Source organism: Treponema sp. OMZ 798 (assembly GCF_024181385.1).
GTDB lineage: Bacteria > Spirochaetota > Spirochaetia > Treponematales > Treponemataceae > Treponema_B.
The window spans coordinates 1160432-1182865 of sequence record NZ_CP051305.1 but is presented as its reverse complement, the minus strand read 5'-3'; the positions used below and the strand labels follow the sequence as shown (position 1 = coordinate 1182865).

The window sequence follows — 22434 nt, the reverse complement described above, 5'->3', positions numbered from 1 at the left end:
ATGACTTACTTTTTTGAAACTTACGGCTGCCAGATGAATCAGGCTGAATCCTCCTCAATGGAGCAAATTTTACTTGAAAAAAAATGGACAGCTGCATCCGATGCCGAGCACTGCGATTTACTTATAATCAATACTTGTTCCGTGCGTATAACTGCCGAAAACAGAGTTCTAGGAAGATTAGGACATTTTTCCGGTTTGAAAAAAAAGAGAAAATTTTTTGTGCTTTTGATCGGCTGCATGGCGGAAAGACTTTATACCGAAATACAGGAAGAATTTCCTCTTATCGATTACGTTGTAGGAATGTTTGAGCGGCACCTGCTGCCGCAAATTTTTGATGAAATTGAGGCTCGATTCAAAGATTCAGGTTATATGGCTGAATTTACTAACAACAATATCGAAGAAAAACCTGCATCCGGTTATTATTTTGCTCCTCTTTCCCATTCTCCTAAATCTTTTCAAAGCTATGTGCCCATTATGAACGGCTGCAATAATTTTTGCACCTATTGTATCGTGCCCTATGTTCGGGGCAGGGAGGTTTCGCGTCCTGTAAATGAGATCTTGCAGGAAATTACTGAACTTTCATCAAGGGGGGTGAGGGAAATTACCTTGCTCGGTCAAAACGTAAACTCATACAAAGGGGTAGACGGGGAGGGCAGGTTGATAAATTTTCCGGAGCTTTTACGCCTTATAGCAAGGGAAGCCGACACAACCGATATGATAAGATGGATACGCTTTATGTCGAGCCATCCTAAGGATATGTCCGATGCTTTAATAGATACAATCGCTGCCGAAAAAAGACTTTGCAAACTTGTTCATCTTCCGGTTCAGCACGGCTCCGATGCAATTTTAAAAAAAATGAACAGGATTTACACTATAGAACACTATAAGAACAGAATAAAACGTCTAAAAGAAACCATTCCCGACATAGCCTTGAGTACGGATATTTTGATGGGCTTCCCCGGAGAGACTGAAGATGATGTAAAGGCTACATTGGATTTGATGCAGGAAATAGAATTCGATTCGGCCTTTATGTATCATTATAATCCGCGTGAAGGAACAAGAGCCTTTAATTATCCTGACAGAATTCCTGAAGAAATAAAAATAGAAAGGCTCGGACGTGTCATCGACTTACAATTAAAAATTACGGCAAAAAAAATGAAGGCTAAGCTCGGTAAAAAGATAGATATCTTGGTTGAATCCCATTCGAGGAATGACAACTCTGAGCTTTTCGGACATACCGAACAAGGGGAAATGACCGTAATCCAAGACAATCCGCCTGAAAGCTTAATAGGGAATTTTGCCCATGCAGAGTTAAAAGAACTAAAGGGTAAAACTTTTAGGGCAAACCTTATATAATAAAATAAAAAGCATGGAGGAAAAATATGCGTAAATATTTTATATCGATTTTATTTATTTTTTGTGTTTTTGGGATATATTCTCAAAATTATTCTTTTGAAGTAGAAGATGACATAGCAGCTTTTACAAAAAAAAATCCTCCCGGGTATTTTATCGGCAGGGTTCAATTAATAAAAATGCCTGACGGGTTTCAAGAAATAATAGGGTATAAGGAAGTTGTTACAAAAGAAGATACAAAATTTTTGGCATCCGAAAATAAGTTGGTTGGTGTTACCCAATATGTAAACGGAAAGGAAATCTATCTATACGATATGAATGGTGACGGAAAAATAAATATTAGTGCGCCTCATCCAATCTTGCCGGCATGGGTAATAACGGATTCAAAATATAATAAAAAAAGCTCTAAAAATAATATCGATAAATATTTGGAAGATTTTTACAAGCTTTTTAATGGTAATGAAAATCCGTATACAAGTGATAAGTTAAACAAATTAATTAATAAAACAATGCAGGCAAGTACAGATATAAAAAATGAAAACAGGGATATTATTTACGGAATATTTTTATATTATGGTCTTCAATCAATAAAGAATCCCCTTATTGATTTTACAAATTTACAGATGGTATTAAACACATACTTAACGCGTTTTAATAAAGACCTTGCTCATCCATTAATTTTTTTATGGATGATAGAAACTTTTATAAATATGGGTAATTCTGAACAGGCTTCAGAATTAGTCGACAATATTGTAGATATATATCCTGATTTTATTCCTTTTCAAGTATACTTTTGGCAGCTGGAAAAGGATAAAAAAATAAAAGAACAAAAATATAAAAACTTAAAAAATAAATATTCAAAACATTGGATTGTAAAGCAGATATAGATAGCTTTTATAAACATGTATATATTTTTATACTAAGTTATTAAATTATTTATATAAAAAGTATACATCTTAATAAAATGTATTAGGTTTTTAAATGGGAAAATATTAAAGTAAAAATTACAAAAACACATAAGTTAAACTTCTTGTAAAAAGGCTTTTATAAAACTTCCTATAATGTATGTTCTGTCTACTTATGTGGAGATTTTAATGAGATTAAGTGTTTTTATTAAAAGTTTTCGCCTCCTCTTTCCTTTATCCTAAAATTTTGATATACTTTTTTAGAATCATTATGAAAAAGAGACTGTTAATTTTTTTGATTTTTATATGTGTCCTCTCTGCGGCTTTTATTTCGTGTAACAATAATAATGAAGACGAAGTTGTTTATGAGAAGATAAAACCTAAAAGAATTATAAAAAACAATATCCTAATTGTTCTTGGAAAAGATTATTATGAGAGGAAAGATATTTTAAAGTATCTTGAAAGTGAGTACGACCTTGGAAACCCCGATTCTCATGTTCAGGTTTTACCCTATTCCGATATGGTTAAAAGAAGCAGACTTCCCCGTCTTAGAATGATAAACGAGAAGATTGAAGAACAAAAAACCACAATACTTATTTCAATGGGCATACCCGAAGGCGGAGGCCGTTACCTTATTCAGGCTGCGGAAAATAATCCTAATCTTGCGATAATAAGCCTTTTGCCTATGGACGAAATTCTGCCCTTAGAAGCGGCTTCGGATATTGTAGTTGATTTTCAAATTCCTAAACAACTATTAAGTGAAGAAAAAGATTTTATTATAAGCGATGATGAGCTTATGCTATTACTTATAGCAGCAATCTTTGCCGGTGAGGATATAAACGCTCATAACAAAGACATAAAGATTTTTCCGATAGAGGAATTTCGACAGGCTTTTTTTACGGCACAGACAATATTGGGTAAGGAGCTTTTTACTGATCATTATACAATTAAACCATATACGGATTCCGATACGGGGCTTCAATCTCATAGATATCTTTTAATTTATAAGGATCTTGATGAAAGTCAAGAAACGGATATTTCGGATGATGAAGCAAATTCAGATGAAAGCGAAACGGATGCCGACGGAGTAATAAATCCGGATAAACTTGAAGGAGGTGCTTAGACTGTGAACTCTTTGGAGTACTTTGATAAAGGTATTTTTGCATCCCCTGAAGCTATTGAAAAACTAGCATCTGCCGAAAAAGCCCGTCTTATTTTGATTTCGGATACACACGGTAATGTTGATACTATAATTGATATCTTAGGCCGTGAAGGCAGAAAATCCGATGCCGTGTTGTTTTCGGGAGACGGCCTTGCAGATTTTTTAAATTATATAACAATTTCACAGTATGAAAAAGAACTGATGGAATGTATTCCCCCTGTAGCAGCCCTTGTTATGGGAAATTGTGATTCAAAAAAATATGTCTTAAATTTGGATGCAGGAAAAACAGGGGCCGGCTTCGGCTTTAAAAAAAATCCCGAACAATATTTGGAATTTTGTGAAATTATTTTTTTGGAAGCTTGCGGAAAAAAAATTCTTTTAACTCACGGTCATGAGTTCTATGTCGATTTTGAGTTAGACACTCTTTTAAATTTTTTACAAGAACAATCTTGCACTCTTGCCGTATTCGGCCACACCCATGTCCCCCTAATAAAAGAAGTAAACGGGATATTTTTGGTAAATCCCGGCTCGGCTTCAAGACCGAGAATGGGCTCAAATAAGAGTTATGGAATTCTGACAATGAGTAAAAATAAAAAGCCGTCAGTGGAATTTAAAAATTTATAAAGCCGATATTTTTTCTTCTTCCAATTCTTTTAAAATTTTTTCATCCAGTTTTATTGACAGATTTTTTTCGTGGGCCGGAAGAACCGTTCCTTTGGGTGCATTTTTTGCTCTGCGTAAGTATTTTACCTGAGTGGTATATAGATCGGCTTGAGCATTTTTCCTAGCCTTTGAATAAAAGACTGCAAGGTTTCCGGCCTTAATCAAAATAGGCAAGGGGATGCTCTTCCCTGCCCTAGCCTTTATAAAAACATAACCGCCTGCATAATCCCTTGTATGAAGCCAAAGGTCTGCTCCCTTAACAAAATGCCGTAAAAGCTCATCGTTTTCGGCGGCCGTGCGGCCTACTAAAATTGTCCAGCCTTCCGAAAAGAACTTTAATCCGGGAGCTGATCTTGTATTTTTATTTTTTTGCTGAACCGGAATTTTTTCTTTTTGAAGAATTTTTTGAATTAAATACGGATTTTCTTCAGTTTTAATTTTTTCTATCTTTTCTTTTAGTTTTTCTATTTCTTTTTCTGCCGCCAGAATATCTTCTTCCAAGGCATCCAAACCTGAAACTGCTTTTTTATATTTTTCGTAGTAGAGATTCGCATTTTCTTGAGGCGTTTTTAAAGGATCCAAGCTGATACTTATTTTTGTGCCGTTTTTTGTGTAATCTTCAAGCTCAACAAAATTCATTCCCTTTTTTATCAGATGAAGGTTTGAAAAAAGCAAATCTCCTGCATTTTTTAAACTTTGAGCATTTAAAAATTCTTCTTTTTTTGCCTTCAGTTTTAAAATGGCTTTTTCGATTCTTAAAATTTTAGAGCCGTAAAGATTTTCAGCCTCGTCCAACATAGCTTCTTTTGAAGCCTTAGGTGCATTATTTATATACCAATCTTCGATGGCTGCATTAAAACTTTTCGTTTTATCATAGTCACGAACGGAATAATCTTGTTTTTTTATTTTTTGTGGAGCAGGAGTTACCCAAGTTCCCCCTGATATTTCGCCCCTATTAGGGCGGCGGTAAAAAGCGTCTATTATAAGATTATTTTCATCTGTTAAAACTATGTTTGCAGCTCCGCTCCATAGTCTTAAATATAAAAAAAACACTCCTGCACCGCTTGCAATGTGAAAGCGGATGATTCTGTCTTCGTTTAGTTGTTCTGCTTTTAATATTTTTCCGCCCTTGATTCGGGACTTTAAAAGCTCCATAAAACGCATAGGCTTATCGAATTTTGGAATCTTTTTACGTGTAGAATGAAGCCGGCAAGAACCTGCTTCAAGAGAAATAAAAAGAGTTAAAGGTTTATCTTTATAAAGATAAAAGACTAAGGTTGTATAAGATGGCTGACTTATTTTTTGAATAAACCAGCCCTCTAATTTTAATTCTTCAAGTATCAGATCTATTTCTTTATTGTTTAAGGACATTAAAAACCGAATCCTTTAAAAATATCTTTTACCTTATTTTCAGCTTCTTTTTTTACCTCGTTTTGGACATCTTTTATCTTTCCTGCAGCAATATCTTTTATGCGTTTTTCGGCTTCAGCCTTCTTTTTTTCCAATATTTTTTCGTAATTTTTTACGTCATCAAGAAGTTTTTTAGCCTTATTAGCTGCAGACATAAAGGTGTCGATTTCTTTTTTGTAAATTTCTTTTTGTTCATCAAGCCATTTTTGTCCCTGCCTTATGAGCTCTGCTTTTACCTTTTCAACCTGTCTTGCAAATTCTTTTTTTAAGGCTGCGGCTATCTGATTATCGACATCTGTATCAACATCAAGTTTAAACCTTTCTCCCTTATTAATTGTAAGTAGTGTTTTTACATTAATCTTTTTAATATCCGATAAAACATTTTGGTATATTTCAAAGACAAAGGCAGGTTCAAACTTTTGAACGGTAAGAACGCTTTTCATTATTTCCATATTTGCATCGATAACCACATCCTTATTTTTCGATACCTTTACACCGCCTCCGGTTTTTAAGATACCTGTAAGAGAAGGAACGGCATCAGCAGGCGAAGGTATGTCCATGTCCAAGCCTTCAAACGTAAAGCCCGTATCTACAAGCTCTTTGGTATAGGAACGCAAATCGATTATGCCTTCTGCCGTTTCTTTTAATTTTCCATGAGATGCATTTAAATTAATTGTAAGCGGCAACCCTAGCTTGTCGTAATCATTGGTTATAGCCTTAGCTGTTCCTCCGATTGCAAAAACATCTTTTTCGGGATGATGACCTGAAAGCGAAATATTTCTTATCAAGAAAGTAGGAACCGAGTCTTTTCCGAATATAAAAGTCTTACCGGGAAGGCGTTCCATAGCCCTTGATTTTTGAGCTAATGTAAGCTCTTTTTCTTGTTTAGGCCGCTTTTGTGAGCTTTGTAAAAGGTCCATTCCTTGTGCAAAATAGGGATAATATACTCCCAATGTTCTTACAATAAAGGTATTTATAAGATCAGCAATAAGTTTTTTTCCGGTGTCGACATTTATGGACTTTATTTGCCCTGCGATTTTATTTAAGCGGTTTATATCGTTTTTAACCGCAGCACCTGCATCCCGTGCCATACGGTCAACATCTTTAATGTCGTTTTGAACATCGTTAAAAAGGCGGTTTGCCAAATTAAAATCATCTTGTCCTGTTTTAACCACTTTTTGAATAACTTCGATTAACTCTTGCAGCTGTTTTATATCATTAATCTTATTTATATCTATGGCTATTAATTTTTGAACAGCTTCAACCGTATCTACAACTTGCTTTTCTACATCATCTTTAGTCTTAATCCATTTTTGAGCCATCGGGTCTACGGAGTTTATTATTTTCTCTGTAATTTCCGGAGTTTTAAAGGCCGCTTTTTCTCGTTCAAGAATTTTTCTCGGATCTATTTGGTTTTGAACGGCTTTTAAACCGCTGTCTACCGATATTTGCGATTGTACCTTTTTAACTTCATCATTTATAAGTTCGGTAATGGGATTAGGTTTTTTATTGGGATCGACAGGTTTTTGTTTTTTAGGCGGTAAGGCTCCTGAGGTTTTCCGTGCCGTATTCCATGTAAAACCTTCTATAGCCATATTTTCTGCAACAAATTTTCCGCGGCTTAATTCCAAAAGATTAAAATAAAAGTCTATATTTTTAATCTCGAATAAATTACGCATAGGCTGATTTTTGTTTGCAACCTTATATCCTTGAATTCTAAATCGTGTTTTAAATAAATCGAAGTCTACAAGGCTAACCTCGCATTTTGCACCGAAGGCTGCTTCGGAAGCTCCTACAACTATTTTTTTTGCCAACGCATTTCTAAAAATATATACAAAGAATAGAACGGCAAAAACACAAGCCAGGGCAGCCAATACTGCCGGAATATTCACCCTTCCCTTTTGTCTGCCTATTTCTAAAGCTATTTTGTTTATCCGCTTTAGTTGATTTTTATCGTTAATCTTTGTCTTATCGAATTCAAAGTACTCTTTGTTTGTCTTTTCATCTATGCTCGAAACTATAAAACCTCGGATAAAATCTTTATCCGCCGGAATAAAAATCTTTTTGTAAATTTTTCGATTAAGAGATCTTTTTGTATACCGCTTTTTAAAAAGTCTTTTTACCTTTTCAAGTTTTTTTGCTTCTTTAGCAGCCTTCTTGGCGGATTTTAGTTCATCTTTTTGCAATGATTCTTTATTTTTATCTTCCATACTAGAAATTGTCCTTTATATCAGATATTTTTGTTAAATGACGAAGAATAGGTATCTTACCTAAAATACCTACCCCCTTTGCATTTCCTACAGCCGGCTGCATATATTTTCGATATTTAGCAGTTATAATTCTTGTTAAGATGTATACAGGGGTATACAGTATAAGTCCCCAAACTATACCGCCTAAAACCATTGTATTTGAAAGCTTAAAAAGAGCTACAAAGGGAATGTTTTCCAGGATTAAAAATATGGGGTGTAAAAAAGGCAGCTGCACTACCCAAAATCCTATATTATTTATCAGCACATCCATAAAAGGAGTTATAAATCCGAACAAAATAAAGGATAAAAAAAATGCACCTTTATTTATGCGGATAAAAATAGATAAAAAAAACAAGAATGTAAATGTTAGATTATTTTTAGGCAATATTGCCAAAAAAAGACCTAGGGCCGCAGCGTGGGCTATATCACCCGGATGAGCATTTGCGTTAATGGCTTTAAAAAATGAAGTTACATATTTTATCATAGAAATAAGGTTTTAAAACCTCCTCCTTTTTTCTTTAGTCTATAGCATGGAAGCTTTTTTTTCAATAGCATCAGCATATACTTTTAGATATTTTTCCGCAGCTATGGTCCATCCGAACTTTTTACCCATGGCCTTGGTTCTCATCTTTTTTATATGATCTTTTTTATTATACCATGCATAAGTTGCCCAGCCGACCGTATCATAGATGCTTTGCGGGCTCAAGTATTCAAGAACAAAACCTGTCCCCTCTCCCGTTTCTTCATTATAGTTTTCTACAGTGTCTGCAAGCCCTCCTGTTTTTCGGACAATAGGCAAGGTTCCGTAAATAAGAGAATACATTTGGTTTAAGCCGCATGGTTCATATCGTGAAGGCATTAAGAAAAAATCGCTTCCGGCTTCAATCAGATGGCTTAATTCTTCATTATAACCTATATAAGCTCTAAAATTAGGCAACCTTTGGGAAAGAAAATTAAGCTCCTTCTCGCACCAAGATTCTCCTGCTCCTAATACAATCATTTGCAGTTTTATATCGGAACATATCTTAAAGGCCGAGCCGTACATCGGGCCGAAAAGCTCGGAAATTCCTTTTTGATCAACCAATCGGCTTATCATTCCAAAAACCGGAATAGAAGGGTCAATTTCAAGTCCTAGTCTTTCCTGTAACACAGCCTTATTTTTTTCTTTTTCTTCAAGAGTCTTAGAATTATATCGATAAGGAATATACTCGTCTTTTGACGGATTCCAGATTGAGGTATCTACCCCGTTTAAAATTCCTATCAGTTCTTTTTCCCTGTAACGCAAAATACCGTCCATCCTAAAGCCGAATTCGGGGCGTTTAATTTCTTCCGCATAAGTAGGAGAAACTGTGGTAAGCATATCCGATGAAACAAGGGCTGCTTTTAAAAAATTTATTCTATCCCAATCTTCAAAGCCCGTACTGTAAAAATCACTCCAATCCAGGCCTGTATCGGGGAAGGTGTGCTTTGAATAAACACCCTGATAGCCCATATTATGAATAGTAAAAATACTTGCCGTATTTTTAAATTCGGTATTTTTTTCGGTAAAGCGTAAAAGTACGGGTACTAAGCCTGTGGCCCAATCATGGGCATGTACAATGTCGGGAATCCATCCCTGTTTTCGGCAAACTTGAAAAGCTGCATGGGCTAAAAGCGAAAATCTCTTTGTATTATCCGAAAAATCCGGCTCAAAAGAAGAACCGTAAACACCATCCCTGCCGAAGGCTTGTTCATGGTCTATAAAATAAACCTTTACCTTTGGAGAAGGCAGGTGTGACTCATAAACTCCTACCCAATGTTCATAAGGGCCTAAATGAACAGCCATTGCTCCCGGAATTTGTTTTAAGTTTTTTCGATCAATCTTATAATAACGCGGCATTACTATTCTGACATCATGTCCCTTTTTTGCAAGAGCTATTGATAAGGCTGTAACGGCATCAGCCAGTCCTCCTACCTTTGCAAATGGAACAAGCTCGCTTGTAACCATCATTATTTTCATAAGTTCCTCCATAAAAACTTTTTGTAAGGATTATCAAATCCTTACAAAAAGTTTTTTCAAGCGGTTTGTTCTCAAACCGCATACAATATAACGATGTTTGCCTGAAAGGCAAACTCGAAAATAAACAGCGAGGTAGAATTCCTACCTAGCTGTTTATTATAACTCCATAAAAACTTTTTCCTATTTAAATGATAGCATAGTTTTATTGATTTTTAAAGACTAAAAATAAAAAATCGTAACTTTATCGGTCAAAATTTTGTTGTTTTTACTGTACACTTACAAAGAACTTTTTTACCTTTTTGCAAGTGCGCAATTTGGAGGCTTTATGAAAGATTCTATCATTAAGGGCATAAAACTTATTGCCGTTTTATGTATAAGTTTTGTTTTGTTTAATGCATGTAGTCCTGCAGTAAACGAAAATCGTTTTATAAGCGTTACAGGGCGTTCTGCAATTTTAAAATCCCCCGATCAGGTTTCGATTTCTTTTTCGGTTTTTTCAAAGGATAAGGACTTATCTGAAGCAAAAAATAAAAACGATGATGCTATTTTAAAATTAAAAGAGCTTTTTGAAAAGTATAAAATTGAGCAGAAAAATATCAGCATTGAACGCGTAAATATTAACCCCAGATACAGATACAGAGATAACGGTTATCAGGACTTTGACGGCTATGAGGTTGTCCAAAATATAGCAGTCCTTCTTACAAAGATTGAAGATTACGAAGTTTTTTTAACGGATCTTTTAAATACGGGCGTAGATAGAATTTACAATGTAGGTTTTTCTGTTGCCGACATGAAAAAGCTTATGGACGAGGCAAGAGTTACGGCAGTAAAAGCCGCCGAAGAAAAAGCCATCCTCCTTTGTAAGGCAGCTCCCAATGGAGGAAAACCTCTTTCTTTAGGAAAGATAATAAGCATAAGCGAAAATCCGTCAGGAATGTCACCCCGCGGTTATACAGGAGCCTATATTGCCAATAATTTAAAAGAAGCAGCCTACGATGAGGCTGCAGACGGAAATTTTTCGCCCATGGGACAAATTGAAGTTTCTGCAGAAATAAGCATTGTTTTTGAGTTGGAATAGTCTTAGTTCCGGAAGCTTAAAAATATTACTTTTTATACTTTCACTTAATTCAAAGAAGCCAATGTTTTTAATACAAAACATTGGCTTCTTGCTTTAAAAATATACTTCCAAAACTACCCTTTGGAAAATCCCAGTTTTTCCTCTAAAATTTTAGACAAGGCTTCGGTATCGATTTCTTCTTCAATAGTGATATTAAAGCCGTTTTTTAAGAGCAAGGAGATTTTTCCGTTACTTTCAGTCTTCCAAGAATGAATCTTGTCCCATGTTAAAAAATCCCCGTAAATAAGCCCGTTTTCGTAAACACCGGCCGAGTTAGAGTACTTATATACTACAAAGAGTAAAATCAATGATTGAAGGGCAAAACCTATAATTTTGATGAGCATATTATCCTGTACCGTAAAACAAATATACATTATAGGTATGGTAAAAAGCGAAAGGGAAATATTTTGTTTATTCATAATTTTCTTTTTTTTAAACGAAATTATCTTTTTTCCAAAATATTTTTTTGATTTATTTATCGGTTTTCCCAAATTAAATAAGGGTAAAATGTGAAAAAAAATTATAAAAATATAAAATATCAGGTTTAAGATAATAAATAGGATCATCAGCTTACTCATAAACGTCTCCTTAAAGGTCCAATGAAGCTAACATCGGTTTTCCCATAATAAACTAAACAAGAAGCTTTTACAAGACCTCTTATAATTTATACTAAAGTTATAATTTTCTCCCTATTGCATAGCTTTTGTATTTTTACTATAATACTCAATTATGGAAAAAATGCAAAGAACCGTAACCTGCGGCGGCTTAAATAAGGATTTTGCAGGAAAGACTGTTGTTTTAAACGGCTGGATTCACCGAAAAAGGGATCACGGCGGTATTACTTTTTTAAATTTACGCGACCGTTACGGTTTGACCCAAGTTGTTGTAGACGATGATGCAAGCGAAGAATTAAAGGCCCTTGCAGTAAGCCTCAAACAGGAATTTTGTATAGCCGTTGAGGGGCTTGTAAGGCTGCGCCCCGATTCTATGATAAACAGGGAAATGGCAACCGGAGAAATCGAAGTTAAGGCATTAAAGATTGAAGTGCTTTCAAAAAGCGAGGTACTTCCTTTTCAAATTGACGAAAAAACAAACGCAAATGAAGATTTGCGTCTTAAATACAGGTATTTGGACTTACGTTCAAAGGCGATGCAGGAGCATATTATTTTGCGCTCCAAATTCGCCTTTGCGGTGCGGGAGTTTTTAACCTCAAAGGAATTTTTGGAAATTGAAACTCCGACCTTTATTAAGTCCACACCGGAAGGAGCACGCGACTATCTCGTCCCCTCCCGTCTTTACCCGGGAAAATTCTATGCCCTGCCTCAATCTCCGCAGATTTATAAGCAGATTTTAATGGTTTCGGGCTTCGATAAATATTTTCAGATTGCACGCTGCTACCGCGACGAAGATGCCCGCGGCGACAGGCAGCCTGAGTTTACTCAAATTGACCTTGAGATGAGCTTTGCCTCCCGCGAAGATGTTTTAAACTTGACCGAGGGCATGATGCAGTATGCTTTTAAAAAGAGCATAAATGTAGACCTTCCTAAAAACTTCGAGCGGCTAAGCTATGACGAGGCTATCGACATTTACGGAACCGATAAGCCAGATTTGCGTTTTGAAATGAAGATGCAGGATGCAGCCTTTATGGCGGAAATCGGAACCTTTGCAGTCTTTAAGGATGCTATTTCTTCAGGCGGAGCCGTCAAAGCCTTGGTGGTAAAGGGGCAAGCCGAAGCCTACAGCCGCAAAAAGATTGAAGAGCTTGAAGCCGCCGCCAAAATATACAAGGCTAAGGGTTTGGCTTGGATTAAGGTAACGGAATCCGCTTCAAAACTTGAGGGCGGTATTTCAAAATTCTTTGAAGGAAAGGAAGCGGAAATTTGCTCAAAGCTCGGAGCCGAGAAAGGCGACTTAATTCTCTTTGTAGCGGACAAATACAAGATTGCCTGCACAGCCTTGGGTGCCGTTAGAAGCAAGCTCGGAAAGGACTTGGGACTTTTAAACCCCGCCGAGTTTAAATTTGTCTGGATTGTAGACTTTCCCCTCTTTGAATGGAACGAGGAAGAAAACAAGTGGGATCCGGCTCATCACATGTTCTCGGCCCCTCAGGAAAAATATATTCCGACAATGGAAGAAAACCCCGAACCCGTAAAAGGCGACCTTTACGACCTCGTTTTAAACGGATATGAGGTAGCCTCAGGTTCGATAAGAATTCATAATCCCGAATTGCAAAAGCGTATCTTTAAGATTGTCGGTTTTGATGAAAGCGAAGCGGAAAAGAAGTTCGGCTTTTTAACCGAAGCCTTTAAATACGGAGCCCCGCCCCATGGAGGCATTGCTCCCGGTCTTGACCGCATCGTTATGATTATGGCAGGCGAAACCTCGATAAAAGAAGTAATCGCCTTCCCCAAAAACTCCTTTGCAGTAAGCCCCATGGACGACAGCCCAAGCGAAGTTGACCAAAAGCAGCTGGATGAATTGCATTTAGCGATTAAGGGATAAGGACTTTTTAATGAAAGACATTATTTTGACCGGGGATAGACCCACAGGAAAACTTCATATAGGACACTATGTGGGCTCCTTAAAAAACAGGGTTGCCTTGCAAAATTCGGGTAAATACGACGAAATTTATATTATGATTGCGGATGCACAGGCTACGACCGACAATGCGGATAATCTTGAAAAGGTTAGGACAAGCGTTGTTGAAGTTACCTTGGACTATCTTGCTTGCGGAATAGATCCTCAAAAATCGACAATCCTTGTGCAGACTCAAATTCCTGAGCTTTGCGAGCTTACCTTTTATTATATGAACCTTGTAACCCTTGCCCGCCTTGAGCGGAATCCGACGGTAAAAAATGAGATTAAAATGCGGGGCTTTAATGCAGGTATCCCTGTAGGTTTTTTAACCTACCCTATCAGTCAGGCAGCCGATATTACCGCCTTTTTGGCAAATACGGTTCCCGTAGGCGAAGACCAAATGCCGATGATTGAGCAGACCCGAGAAATTGTCCGCTCCTTTAATTCCCTTTACGGGGAAACCCTGGTAGAGCCTAAGGAGCTTTTGCCCTCGAACAAGACTTGCGGACGGCTTCCCGGAACGGACGGAAAGGCTAAGATGAGTAAGTCCCTCGGTAACTGTATATATATTTCTGACAGCCACGAAGAAATAAAAAAGAAGGTAATGGGAATGTTTACCGACCCGAATCATCTCCGAGTGGAAGATCCCGGAAAGGTTGAAGGAAACCCCGTCTTTACCTATCTTGATGCCTTTGCCCGAAACGAGCACTTCCCCGAGTTTTGGAGCGATTATTCGTGCTTGGATGAGGTAAAAGAACATTACCAAAAAGGCGGCCTCGGAGATGTTAAAATAAAAAAATTCTTAAACAATATTTTGCAGGAAGAACTTAGGCCCATCAGAGAAAAAAGGGAAGCCTTTCAAAAAGACCTCCCTTCGGTTTATCAAATCCTGATTGAAGGCACCAAAAAAGCAAGGGAAAAAGCCGCAGCTACAACCCATTCGGTACGCTCTGCAATGAAAATAAATTATTTTGAAGGAATGATAAAAAATTAAATATACATATCCATTTTCCCCTTGAATTTTATGTGTATGTGTGGTAGTATCATAAGATATTGGAGGAAGAAACTATATGGCAAATGCAGGAGTCCTTAATAAAAAGGTCAAGGTTGAAAACGATAACCTCTTAAAATTAGTTACATTCCAACTTGGAGAAGAACTTTACGGTGTAGAAATTATGGACGTTGACCAAATAGTCAGGGTTCAGGATGTAAGACCTATCCCCAATGCTCCATACTATGTTGAAGGAATTTTCAACTTAAGAAGCGAAATTATTCCGGTAATAAGTCTTCATAAGAGATTTCACATAAAAAAAGCGTCCTTGGATGAGGGTGATGAATTTTTGGGAGGCTTTATAATCATAAAGATTGAGAATAACAAGATAGGCATTATCATCGACAGGGTTGCCCGTGTTGTTGATGTAAAAAAAGAAGAAATACAGCCTCCGCCTCAGATGATAGCAGGTATCGGAGCGGAATACATTAACGGCGTTGTCAGGCGTGATCCCGGCTATTTAATAATCTTGGATATTCACAGATTATTCAATCCGAAAGAATTACAAAAGATTACCAATTTATAAAAATTATGAAAATACCCGTTTACAGCTCAACTATAAGACGTTCCGAAATGGATGCAGTTCTTACATGCATGGTCGAGGAAAAAATAGGTCCCGGCGAGATGAACCAAAAACTCATTAAGCAGGTTTGCGAGGTGTTTCAAACGTCCGGAGCAGCCGCTTTAAGAAGCCCTGCCATAGCCTTAACATACGCCTTAAAGGCCTTAAACCTTGAATCAGGCTCATCGGTTATTATCTCGAGTTTGGCGCCATCTTGGCAGTATGTAGAGTTAAGCCGCCAAGGCTATAAGCCCATTGTGCTCGACGTAGAAGCCGACTCCGTTTTTCCGTCCTTTGAAAGCCTTGAAAACGCCGTACAAACAGGCGGAAGAGTTCTTGTCTTGCACGAAACCCTGGGTTTTTTACCCGACATGGAAAAGATATTAAGCTTAAATATTCCCGTAATAGAAGATATTTCGCAAAGTGCAGGGGCGGCATATAAGGAAAAATTTGCAGGCAGCATGGGTATTTTTTCTATCTTGGGACTGGAAGAAAAAGATATTTTAACCGGAGGGGGCGGTGCCGTATTATTGGCTCCCGAAAGAAGGAACGCAATAGTCTTAAAAAAACTCTACGATGAAGCTCCTATTACAGACCAATTACCCGATATAAATGCATCCTTGGCCTTTGTTCAGCTAAAACAGATGGCAAAAAACATGGAGCAGCGTAAGGAAATGCACGAGTCCTATGTACGCTCTTTGATGCAGGGAAAGCATAAAACGATAGCTCAAAAAGAAGACACGGTAAATCCTGTTTATTCTTTTCCCGTTATTTTGAATTCGGGCGTTTCGGATGTACAAAAATATGCGGCAAAAAAAGATATAGATACAGAGCTTGCTTTTAAAAATTCGGCTGTCGAGTATTTAAAAGAAAATCAGGAAAGCCTTATAAATGCTTCTTCCCTTTTACTGAGATGTGTGCTTTTTCCGCTCTATCCGCGATTGGGAGCAAAAAAATCGGCCGAGATTGCCAGAGTACTGGCTACCCTGCCCTAGTTTCTTTATAAATCAGGCTTCGAGTTTTAAGGAATGTGAATTTTGAAAAAGGCCCTTATAGTTTTAAGTATCGAAAAACCCAATGCAAAAAAGATTTGTAAAGAAATCGAGGCTTTTTTGTCGGCAAGGGGAATCGATTCTTTTGTATACAAATATGACGGCATCTCCCATTCTCCCGAATTAAATGAGGACTATGACCTTGCAATAAGCCTCGGCGGAGACGGTACGGTTTTATTTACGGCCCGTTACAGTGCTCCCCGGCATATTCCGGTTTTTCCTATAAACTTAGGAAGGTTCGGCTTTATCGCAAATATTGAACCCAAGGAATGGGAAGGCGAACTTTTACGCCTTTTAAACGGAAAAGAGGATTTACATGAAAGGATGCTCCTTTCTGCTTCAATAAGGCGGGAAAATAAAGAAATTGTAAAATATGAGGCCCTAAACGATATTGTAGTTTCAGGCTCCGGCATAGCAAAGCTGATAAACCTGGATATTTCGTTTAACGGAATTTCATTCGGGATTTTTAGGGCTGACGGGGTTATCGTTTCGACTCCTACAGGCTCGACTGCCTATTCAGCAGCCTCAGGAGGTCCCATCTTGGATCCGGATGTCTCGGCCTTTGTTTTAACTCCTATTTCTCCCTTTTCCTTGTCGAACCGCCCCTTGGTTCTCCCCTCATCAGGGCAGATGAAGATAAAAGTTCTTCCTACAAGGGCAAAAGACACCATCGTTTCAATAGACGGACAAGAGATGGTTTCTTTAAAAGAGGATGATGAAATTATAATAAGCGAGTCTCCCAATAAGGTAAAAATGGCCGGCTGCTCTCCCGACAATTTTTACAAGGCTCTGAGATCTAAACTCGGCTGGTCGGGCTCTTCATCTTCAAAATTGAGTTGACACTAAAACTTGAATTGATTGACATTTTACCCCCTTTATTGTATTATTGTATCTTATGATTACAGTAAGCGATTTAAGTTTAAAGTTCGGCGACAGGCCGCTTTTTAAGGATGTCAATTTAAAATTTACTAAGGGCAATTGCTATGGAATTATCGGTGCAAACGGAGCCGGAAAGTCTACTTTTTTAAAGGTTCTTTCGGGCGAATTGGAGCACGATTCGGGCGAGTTCAGTATCACCCCCGGAGAGCGTATGGCAGTTTTAAGACAGGATCACTTTGCCTTTGATGAGTACAGCGTAAAAGACACTGTTTTTATGGGTTATCCTAAGCTCTACAATGTTCGAAACGAAAGAGAAGCCGTTTATGCAAAAGAAAATTTTAGTGAAGAAGACGGAATAAGAGCTTCGGAGTTGGAGGCCGAATTTGCTGATTTAAACGGCTGGGAGGCTGAAAATCAAATAGAGCAGATTCTTTCAGGTTTGGGCCTTGACGAAAACTACCATGACAGAATGATGAGCGAACTCGACGAAGGCCAAAAGGTTCGGGTCTTGCTTGCACAGGCCATCTTCGGCACCCCCGATATTCTTCTTTTGGACGAACCGACAAACGGTTTAGACCTTGAATCCATAGCATGGCTTGAAGAATTTTTAATCGAATTTCCCAATATTATAATTGTTGTTTCTCACGACAGGCACTTTTTAAATACGGTTTGTACCCATGTCTGCGACATCGACTACGGAAAAATACGTATGTATTCGGGTAATTACGATTTCTGGTACCAAATGAGCAGGATTATGCAAAGACAGGCCAAGGATCAGCAAAAGAAGCGGGAAGAAAAGATGAAGGATTTAAGAGAGTTTATCTTACGCTTCGCCTCGAATGCAGCAAAGAGCCGTCAGGCAACCAGCCGAAAAAAGGTATACGATAAACTTGCCTTAGAAGAAATAGAAGTTACAAGCCGAAAATTCCCTTATGTTCATTTTAAACCCAATCGGGAAATCGGAAACAATGTTGTCCGCACCGAAAAAATTTCTTATAAGACTCAGGACACTGCAGAAGAAAAAGGAATTCAACTTTTAAACGATTTTTCTTTTACGGTAAACAGAACCGATAAGATAGCCTTTGTAGGTCAGGAGCATAATTCTAAAACAGCCCTCTTCGATATTTTAACCGGAAAATTAACTCCCGACTCAGGAGATGTTTATTGGGGACAGACAGTAACCCATGCCTATCTTAATAAGGACAATGCCGAGTATTTTAATAACGATTTAAATATCACGGAATGGCTTAAACAATATTCTCCCGACCAAGATGATGCCTATGTAAGGGGCTTTTTAGGCCGAATGCTTTTTTCGGGCGACGAGTCCTTAAAGCCCGTAAATGTTCTATCGGGAGGCGAAAAGGTGCGCTGTATATTGAGTAAGCTTATGCTTTCGGGAGCAAATGTTTTAATCCTCGATGAGCCTACGAACCACCTCGACCTTGAAGCCATTACAAGCTTAAACGATGCCCTTGTGGAATTCCCCGGAGTTATTCTTTTTAACTCCCACGACCACGAATTTATTTCTTCAATCGCAAACAGGATTATCGAAATTACACCCAACGGTATAATCGACAGGATGATGAATTTTGACGACTATATAAAAGACGAACACGTCAAAAAACTACGTGAAGAATTATACGGCAACAACAAAAAGATGCAGATTTAAAAATCTATAAAAAAACAGGGAATGTAAATAGTCCTATAGTCTTGCTATAATTTCTATTATAGACATTCCCTGTTTAACAAAAATCAAACCTTACGATTGAAATTTTTCGTTTATTACATAACCTTTTCGATCCCGCTTTGGACTTCTCGGCATTTCCCATACAAAGTGATCCGTATGTAAAAGGTGATGAGCTTTATGGCTGTTAGGCTTTTCAAAATAATTTTTATAAAGGTTTTGTATATCCTCATTTTCATGCGAATACCTTACTTTTGCATTCTTATCTATAAAATAAAGATTTTGTCCGCGCTCAAAGGCCAATTCGCAGCCGTCATGTATGGGTTGACCTCCTCCGCCTACGCAGCCTCCGGGACAAGCCATAATTTCTACAAAATCATAATGTTTTTCACCGGCTTCTATAGAATCAATAAGCCGTCTGGTATTTGCAAGGCCGCTGGCTACGGCTATACGCAAATTATTCTCCTTTAAATTAAAAGAGGCTTCAATAACTCCCGACTCTTCTTGCGAGGAATTTCTTACAACCTTAAAAGCATCCGGCGAACAATTTTCTCCCATTATTGCATAATAGGCTGTACGCAAGGCTGCTTCCATAACACCGCCCGTAGCTCCGAAAATAATTCCGGCACCTGATGCCTCTTTAAAAAGATTATCAGGATCTATTTCTTTTAGGGTTTCGGGGAGAATATGAGCAGCCTTAATCATTCTTACAAATTCTCTTGTGGTAAGAACACAGTCCATATCATGTCCTGCATACTCGCCGTAAAAAAACTCCATTTCAATTTCGCTTTTTTTTGCAACACAGGGCATAATAGCAACAGAAAAAATATCCTCCGCTTTTTTACCGATTTTTTCTGCAAAATACGACTTCATAACCGCTCCGAACATTTGCATGGGAGACTTTGCGGAAGACAGATGAGAAACCAAATGAGGATATTGGCTTTTTATAAAACGAACCCATCCCGGGCAACAGGAGGTAAACATAGGCTTATCCTTTAGTTCTCCCTTCGAAAAACGTTCAATAAATTCGTATGCTTCTTCCATTATGGTTAGGTCTGCCGAAAAGCTGGTATCAAAGACATAATCGGCTCCCATGCGTTTTAGAGCATCGAATATCTTGTTTACTGAAGCCTCTTTTAGATTAACTCCCAAGTGCTCTCCCCAAGCCGTACGTATTGCAGGAGCAACCTGCACAACAACAACCTTATCGGGATCGGCTACAGCCCTCCAGAATTTTTCGGTATCGTCTCTTTCGCGTAAGGCTCCCACAGGACAATGCGTAATACACTGACCGCATAAGGAGCAATCGGCTTCGGCTATTGTTCTTGAGCCTGAAACATTTATTGTAGTTCTGGCTCCGGTTCCTTCCAGCTCCCAAATATTCAGGCTTTGAACCTTGTCGCAAACCTGAATGCAGCGCATACACTTAATACATTTTTTTGAATTTCTTATAAGAGGGAAATTCTTATCCCAAGGCTGATTTTCAAGCTGCTCCTCATATAACACATCTTGAATGTTAAGGTCGTTTGAAAGAGTTTGTAAGGCACAGTTTCCGCTTCTTACACAGGTGGCACACTTACAATCATGCTGAGACAAAATCATTTGAACGGTTCTTCTTCTGTCAAGCCTTACCTTTGGACTGTTGGTATATACAACCATCCCTTCTTCAACGGAGTTGTTACAAGAGGTTATAAGTTTTTCCTTGCCTTCCAACTCAACAACACATACACGGCAGGCAGCAATTTCATTTATTCCCTTTAAAAAGCAAAGTCTGGGTATAGGAATTCCGGCATTTGCTGCAGCTTCCATAATAGTCATGGTTTCATTCGCCGATATTTTTATATTATCTATAGTCAAGTTTACCATAATCGTTCCCGCCCTCCTTTAAATATACCAAAGCCGAAGTGATCGCATTTAAGACATCGGTTAGATTCTTGACAAGCTTCCTTTTTGCTCATACAGAATTCTACACCTTCAAAATCCTTAACCCTTTCGGATGCTTCCCTTTCTCCAAGCTCAACCCTTCCGCAAGCAAGACGGTCATCAATATTGGGAATGGGAATTTCAACATCACAGCTTATAATGTGGCTGTAGCCTAAGTATTCGTCTATATTTGCAGCCATAACCTTCCCGGCGGCAATGGCTTTTATAACCGTCGATGGGCCTGAAGCACAGTCTCCGCCTGAAAATAAGCCCGGCATTCCTTTGAATCCTCCGCTGGGCATGGTAAAAAGTTTCCCCCGATCAACAGGTATACCCGACTCTTCATAATGCTGAGTTTCGATATCCTGACCTATTGCAACGACAAGAACTTCGCAAGGAATAAAAATATCGGGTTCTCCTGTAGCAACTACGGATGCCCTACCGTCCTTTATTTTTGAAATCATCTGAGGGGTAACCCAAACACCGGAGAGTTTTCCGTCTTTTATCTCAAGTTTTGAAGGGGCTTTTAAGGTCATCATTTCGACACCTTCGGCTAGGGCTCCTTCAATTTCTGCAGGAAGGGCCGTCATATCGGCAACCCTTCTTCGGTAAAGGCAGGTAACTTTTTCGGACTTTAGACGTACTGCCGTACGCACCGCATCCATGGCAACATTTCCGCCTCCGATTACGGCTGTTTTTTTACCCGTTAAATCCATACCCTTATTCATTCCTACATCTCTAAGAAATTGAACAGCAGAAATAACTCCTTCTGCCTCTTCTCCTTCAAGGCCTAACTTTTTATCTGTTGAGGCTCCTATCGCTATAATGGTTGCATCATTATCTTTTATAAGCTCGTTTAGTTCAATATCGGTTCCTATTTTTTTACCGTAAACTACTTTAACCCCTGTTTCAATGATGGCATCGATATCTACATCCAGCCTGTCCTTAGGAAGACGGTAATTAGGTATACCGTATCGTAGCATACCGCCTAATTTGGGAAGCATTTCGTATACCTTAGTTTGATGCCCCATAAGCTGCAGATAATAAGCGGCGGTAAGCCCCGCAGGCCCCCCTCCGACTATGGCTATATGCTTTCCGGTAGAGGGTGCACATGGAGGAGGAGGAACCTTATCGGAAAATTCAACGGCAACCCTTTTTAAACCTCGGATATTTATGGCACTATCGACCATGTTCCGTCTGCACCTATGTTCACAAGGATGTTCACATATAAAGGCACAGGTAGAAGGGAATGGATTGTCCTTTCTGATAAGACGAACGGCATCGGCATACCTTTCATCCCTTACAAGAGAAATGTATCCCGGAATATCCACATTTGCAGGACAAAGAGCTACACAGGGTACAGGCTGGGTAGTTATACAGCCGCACCTGCCGTTTTTTATATGCTCTTCAAAGTCATCGCGGCAATAGATTATGCTTTTGTAAACCATATCGGCAGCTTCATATCCCAAAGCACAGTCTGCTGTCTCTCTTATCGATTTTGCAGTCTCTTCAATAAGCTTGATTGTTTCCATCTCAGCCTTTCCGTTTAGAACATCAGTTAAAATATGCTTTAACTGTAAAAGGCCTATACGGCAAGGCACACATTTTCCGCAAGTTTGGGCATGACACATTTCGATAAAGGCACGTGTTATATAAACAGGACAAAGTCCGGGAGGACTTGCTTCAATTCTATGTTGAAGGTTCTTATAAAGCTCTTCAACTATCATTTGAGATTGGTTTTGTGAAAATATCTCCAGTCGGCTCATATGCATACTCCTTTTCTAGAAAATAAGTTAAATCCGCCTTACACCACATTAATTGTACAATATGTTCGTCAAAATAGCAAGT

At 38.3% G+C, this 22434-nt stretch carries 18 protein-coding genes; 11 read left to right on the top strand and 7 right to left on the bottom strand.

Annotation, left to right across the window (positions count from 1 at the left end):
• From miaB to E4O07_RS05555, 4 genes are all read left to right on the top strand, one after another.
• A complete protein-coding gene (gene miaB / locus E4O07_RS05570) occupies positions 1–1356 on the top strand; it encodes a tRNA (N6-isopentenyl adenosine(37)-C2)-methylthiotransferase MiaB (protein ID WP_253687838.1) in 1356 nt (451 codons plus the stop codon).
• A gap of 26 nt (positions 1357–1382) precedes the next feature.
• Complete coding sequence (locus tag E4O07_RS05565; protein WP_253687836.1) at positions 1383–2240, top strand: hypothetical protein; 858 nt, start codon at positions 1383–1385, stop codon at positions 2238–2240.
• A gap of 289 nt (positions 2241–2529) precedes the next feature.
• Positions 2530–3381, top strand: a complete 852-nt coding sequence (locus tag E4O07_RS05560) for a hypothetical protein (RefSeq protein WP_253687835.1) — start codon at positions 2530–2532, stop codon at positions 3379–3381.
• Positions 3382–3384: 3 nt separating this feature from the next.
• Positions 3385–4044, top strand: a complete 660-nt coding sequence (locus tag E4O07_RS05555; protein ID WP_253687833.1) for a metallophosphoesterase — start codon at positions 3385–3387, stop codon at positions 4042–4044.
• Here E4O07_RS05555 and E4O07_RS05550 read toward each other — a convergent pair.
• The 4 genes from E4O07_RS05550 to glgA are packed head-to-tail and all read right to left on the bottom strand — an operon-like array spanning position 4039 to position 9741.
• Positions 4039–5454: an NFACT RNA binding domain-containing protein gene (locus E4O07_RS05550; RefSeq protein ID WP_253687832.1), complete on the bottom strand. Its 1416-nt coding sequence runs from the start codon at positions 5452–5454 to the stop codon at positions 4039–4041. The two genes, E4O07_RS05555 and E4O07_RS05550, sit on opposite strands and share 6 nt — an antisense overlap.
• Entirely contained in the window at positions 5454–7703 is a 2250-nt protein-coding gene (locus E4O07_RS05545) for a TIGR03545 family protein (protein ID WP_253687830.1), read from the bottom strand. The genes E4O07_RS05550 and E4O07_RS05545 overlap by 1 nt, the downstream gene beginning before the upstream one ends.
• A 1-nt stretch (position 7704) precedes the next feature.
• Positions 7705–8226, bottom strand: a complete 522-nt coding sequence (locus tag E4O07_RS05540) for a DUF2062 domain-containing protein (protein ID WP_253687828.1) — start codon at positions 8224–8226, stop codon at positions 7705–7707.
• Positions 8227–8265: 39 nt separating this feature from the next.
• Positions 8266–9741, bottom strand: coding sequence for a glycogen synthase GlgA (glgA, locus tag E4O07_RS05535; protein ID WP_253687814.1), 1476 nt, complete (start codon positions 9739–9741; stop codon positions 8266–8268).
• Between the two features lie 325 nt (positions 9742–10066).
• Here glgA and E4O07_RS05530 point away from each other — a divergent pair, with 325 nt between their 5' ends.
• Positions 10067–10819, top strand: coding sequence for an SIMPL domain-containing protein (locus E4O07_RS05530; protein WP_253687813.1), 753 nt, complete (start codon positions 10067–10069; stop codon positions 10817–10819).
• Between the two features lie 113 nt (positions 10820–10932).
• On the opposite strand, the gene E4O07_RS05525 is transcribed toward E4O07_RS05530, so the two are convergent.
• Complete coding sequence (locus E4O07_RS05525) at positions 10933–11436, bottom strand: hypothetical protein (RefSeq protein WP_253687811.1); 504 nt, start codon at positions 11434–11436, stop codon at positions 10933–10935.
• A gap of 160 nt (positions 11437–11596) precedes the next feature.
• Here E4O07_RS05525 and aspS point away from each other — a divergent pair, with 160 nt between their 5' ends.
• From aspS to E4O07_RS05495, 6 genes are all read left to right on the top strand, one after another.
• Positions 11597–13360, top strand: coding sequence for an aspartate--tRNA ligase (gene aspS, locus E4O07_RS05520; protein ID WP_253688120.1), 1764 nt, complete (start codon positions 11597–11599; stop codon positions 13358–13360).
• 10 nt (positions 13361–13370) lie between these two features.
• Positions 13371–14429 carry a tryptophan--tRNA ligase gene (trpS, locus tag E4O07_RS05515; protein ID WP_253687810.1) on the top strand — a complete coding sequence of 353 codons (1059 nt, stop codon included), beginning with the start codon at positions 13371–13373 and terminating at the stop codon, positions 14427–14429.
• Between the two features lie 76 nt (positions 14430–14505).
• Positions 14506–15012, top strand: coding sequence for a chemotaxis protein CheW (locus E4O07_RS05510; protein WP_253687808.1), 507 nt, complete (start codon positions 14506–14508; stop codon positions 15010–15012).
• 5 nt (positions 15013–15017) lie between these two features.
• Positions 15018–16043, top strand: coding sequence for a DegT/DnrJ/EryC1/StrS family aminotransferase (locus E4O07_RS05505; protein WP_253687807.1), 1026 nt, complete (start codon positions 15018–15020; stop codon positions 16041–16043).
• Positions 16044–16085: 42 nt separating this feature from the next.
• Positions 16086–16940 carry an NAD(+)/NADH kinase gene (locus tag E4O07_RS05500; RefSeq protein ID WP_253687805.1) on the top strand — a complete coding sequence of 285 codons (855 nt, stop codon included), beginning with the start codon at positions 16086–16088 and terminating at the stop codon, positions 16938–16940.
• A 55-nt stretch (positions 16941–16995) separates the two neighbouring features.
• Entirely contained in the window at positions 16996–18648 is a 1653-nt protein-coding gene (locus E4O07_RS05495) for an ABC-F family ATP-binding cassette domain-containing protein (RefSeq protein WP_253687804.1), read from the top strand.
• A gap of 90 nt (positions 18649–18738) precedes the next feature.
• On the opposite strand, the gene E4O07_RS05490 is transcribed toward E4O07_RS05495, so the two are convergent.
• Together E4O07_RS05490 and E4O07_RS05485 are read right to left on the bottom strand one after the other, a co-directional pair.
• Positions 18739–20529 carry a [FeFe] hydrogenase, group A gene (locus E4O07_RS05490; protein WP_253687802.1) on the bottom strand — a complete coding sequence of 597 codons (1791 nt, stop codon included), beginning with the start codon at positions 20527–20529 and terminating at the stop codon, positions 18739–18741.
• Positions 20523–22352 carry an NAD(P)-binding protein gene (locus E4O07_RS05485; protein WP_253687800.1) on the bottom strand — a complete coding sequence of 610 codons (1830 nt, stop codon included), beginning with the start codon at positions 22350–22352 and terminating at the stop codon, positions 20523–20525. Before E4O07_RS05485 ends, E4O07_RS05490 begins: the two co-directional genes overlap by 7 nt.
• Positions 22353–22434 lie beyond the last annotated feature (82 nt).

Bases quoted from the DNA above. Each gene is read 5' to 3' on its own strand.
- miaB (WP_253687838.1), top strand. From the start codon at position 1: ATGACTTACTTTTTTGAAACTTACGGCTGCCAGATGAATCAGGCTGAA.
- E4O07_RS05565 (WP_253687836.1), top strand. From the start codon at position 1,383: ATGCGTAAATATTTTATATCGATTTTATTTATTTTTTGTGTTTTTGGG.
- E4O07_RS05560 (WP_253687835.1), top strand. From the start codon at position 2,530: ATGAAAAAGAGACTGTTAATTTTTTTGATTTTTATATGTGTCCTCTCT.
- E4O07_RS05550 (WP_253687832.1), bottom strand. From the start codon at position 5,454: ATGTCCTTAAACAATAAAGAAATAGATCTGATACTTGAAGAATTAAAA.
- E4O07_RS05545 (WP_253687830.1), bottom strand. From the start codon at position 7,703: ATGGAAGATAAAAATAAAGAATCATTGCAAAAAGATGAACTAAAATCC.
- E4O07_RS05540 (WP_253687828.1), bottom strand. From the start codon at position 8,226: ATGATAAAATATGTAACTTCATTTTTTAAAGCCATTAACGCAAATGCT.
- glgA (WP_253687814.1), bottom strand. From the start codon at position 9,741: ATGAAAATAATGATGGTTACAAGCGAGCTTGTTCCATTTGCAAAGGTA.
- E4O07_RS05530 (WP_253687813.1), top strand. From the start codon at position 10,067: ATGAAAGATTCTATCATTAAGGGCATAAAACTTATTGCCGTTTTATGT.
- E4O07_RS05525 (WP_253687811.1), bottom strand. From the start codon at position 11,436: ATGAGTAAGCTGATGATCCTATTTATTATCTTAAACCTGATATTTTAT.
- aspS (WP_253688120.1), top strand. From the start codon at position 11,597: ATGCAAAGAACCGTAACCTGCGGCGGCTTAAATAAGGATTTTGCAGGA.
- trpS (WP_253687810.1), top strand. From the start codon at position 13,371: ATGAAAGACATTATTTTGACCGGGGATAGACCCACAGGAAAACTTCAT.
- E4O07_RS05510 (WP_253687808.1), top strand. From the start codon at position 14,506: ATGGCAAATGCAGGAGTCCTTAATAAAAAGGTCAAGGTTGAAAACGAT.
- E4O07_RS05505 (WP_253687807.1), top strand. From the start codon at position 15,018: ATGAAAATACCCGTTTACAGCTCAACTATAAGACGTTCCGAAATGGAT.
- E4O07_RS05495 (WP_253687804.1), top strand. From the start codon at position 16,996: ATGATTACAGTAAGCGATTTAAGTTTAAAGTTCGGCGACAGGCCGCTT.
- E4O07_RS05490 (WP_253687802.1), bottom strand. From the start codon at position 20,529: ATGGTAAACTTGACTATAGATAATATAAAAATATCGGCGAATGAAACC.
- E4O07_RS05485 (WP_253687800.1), bottom strand. From the start codon at position 22,352: ATGAGCCGACTGGAGATATTTTCACAAAACCAATCTCAAATGATAGTT.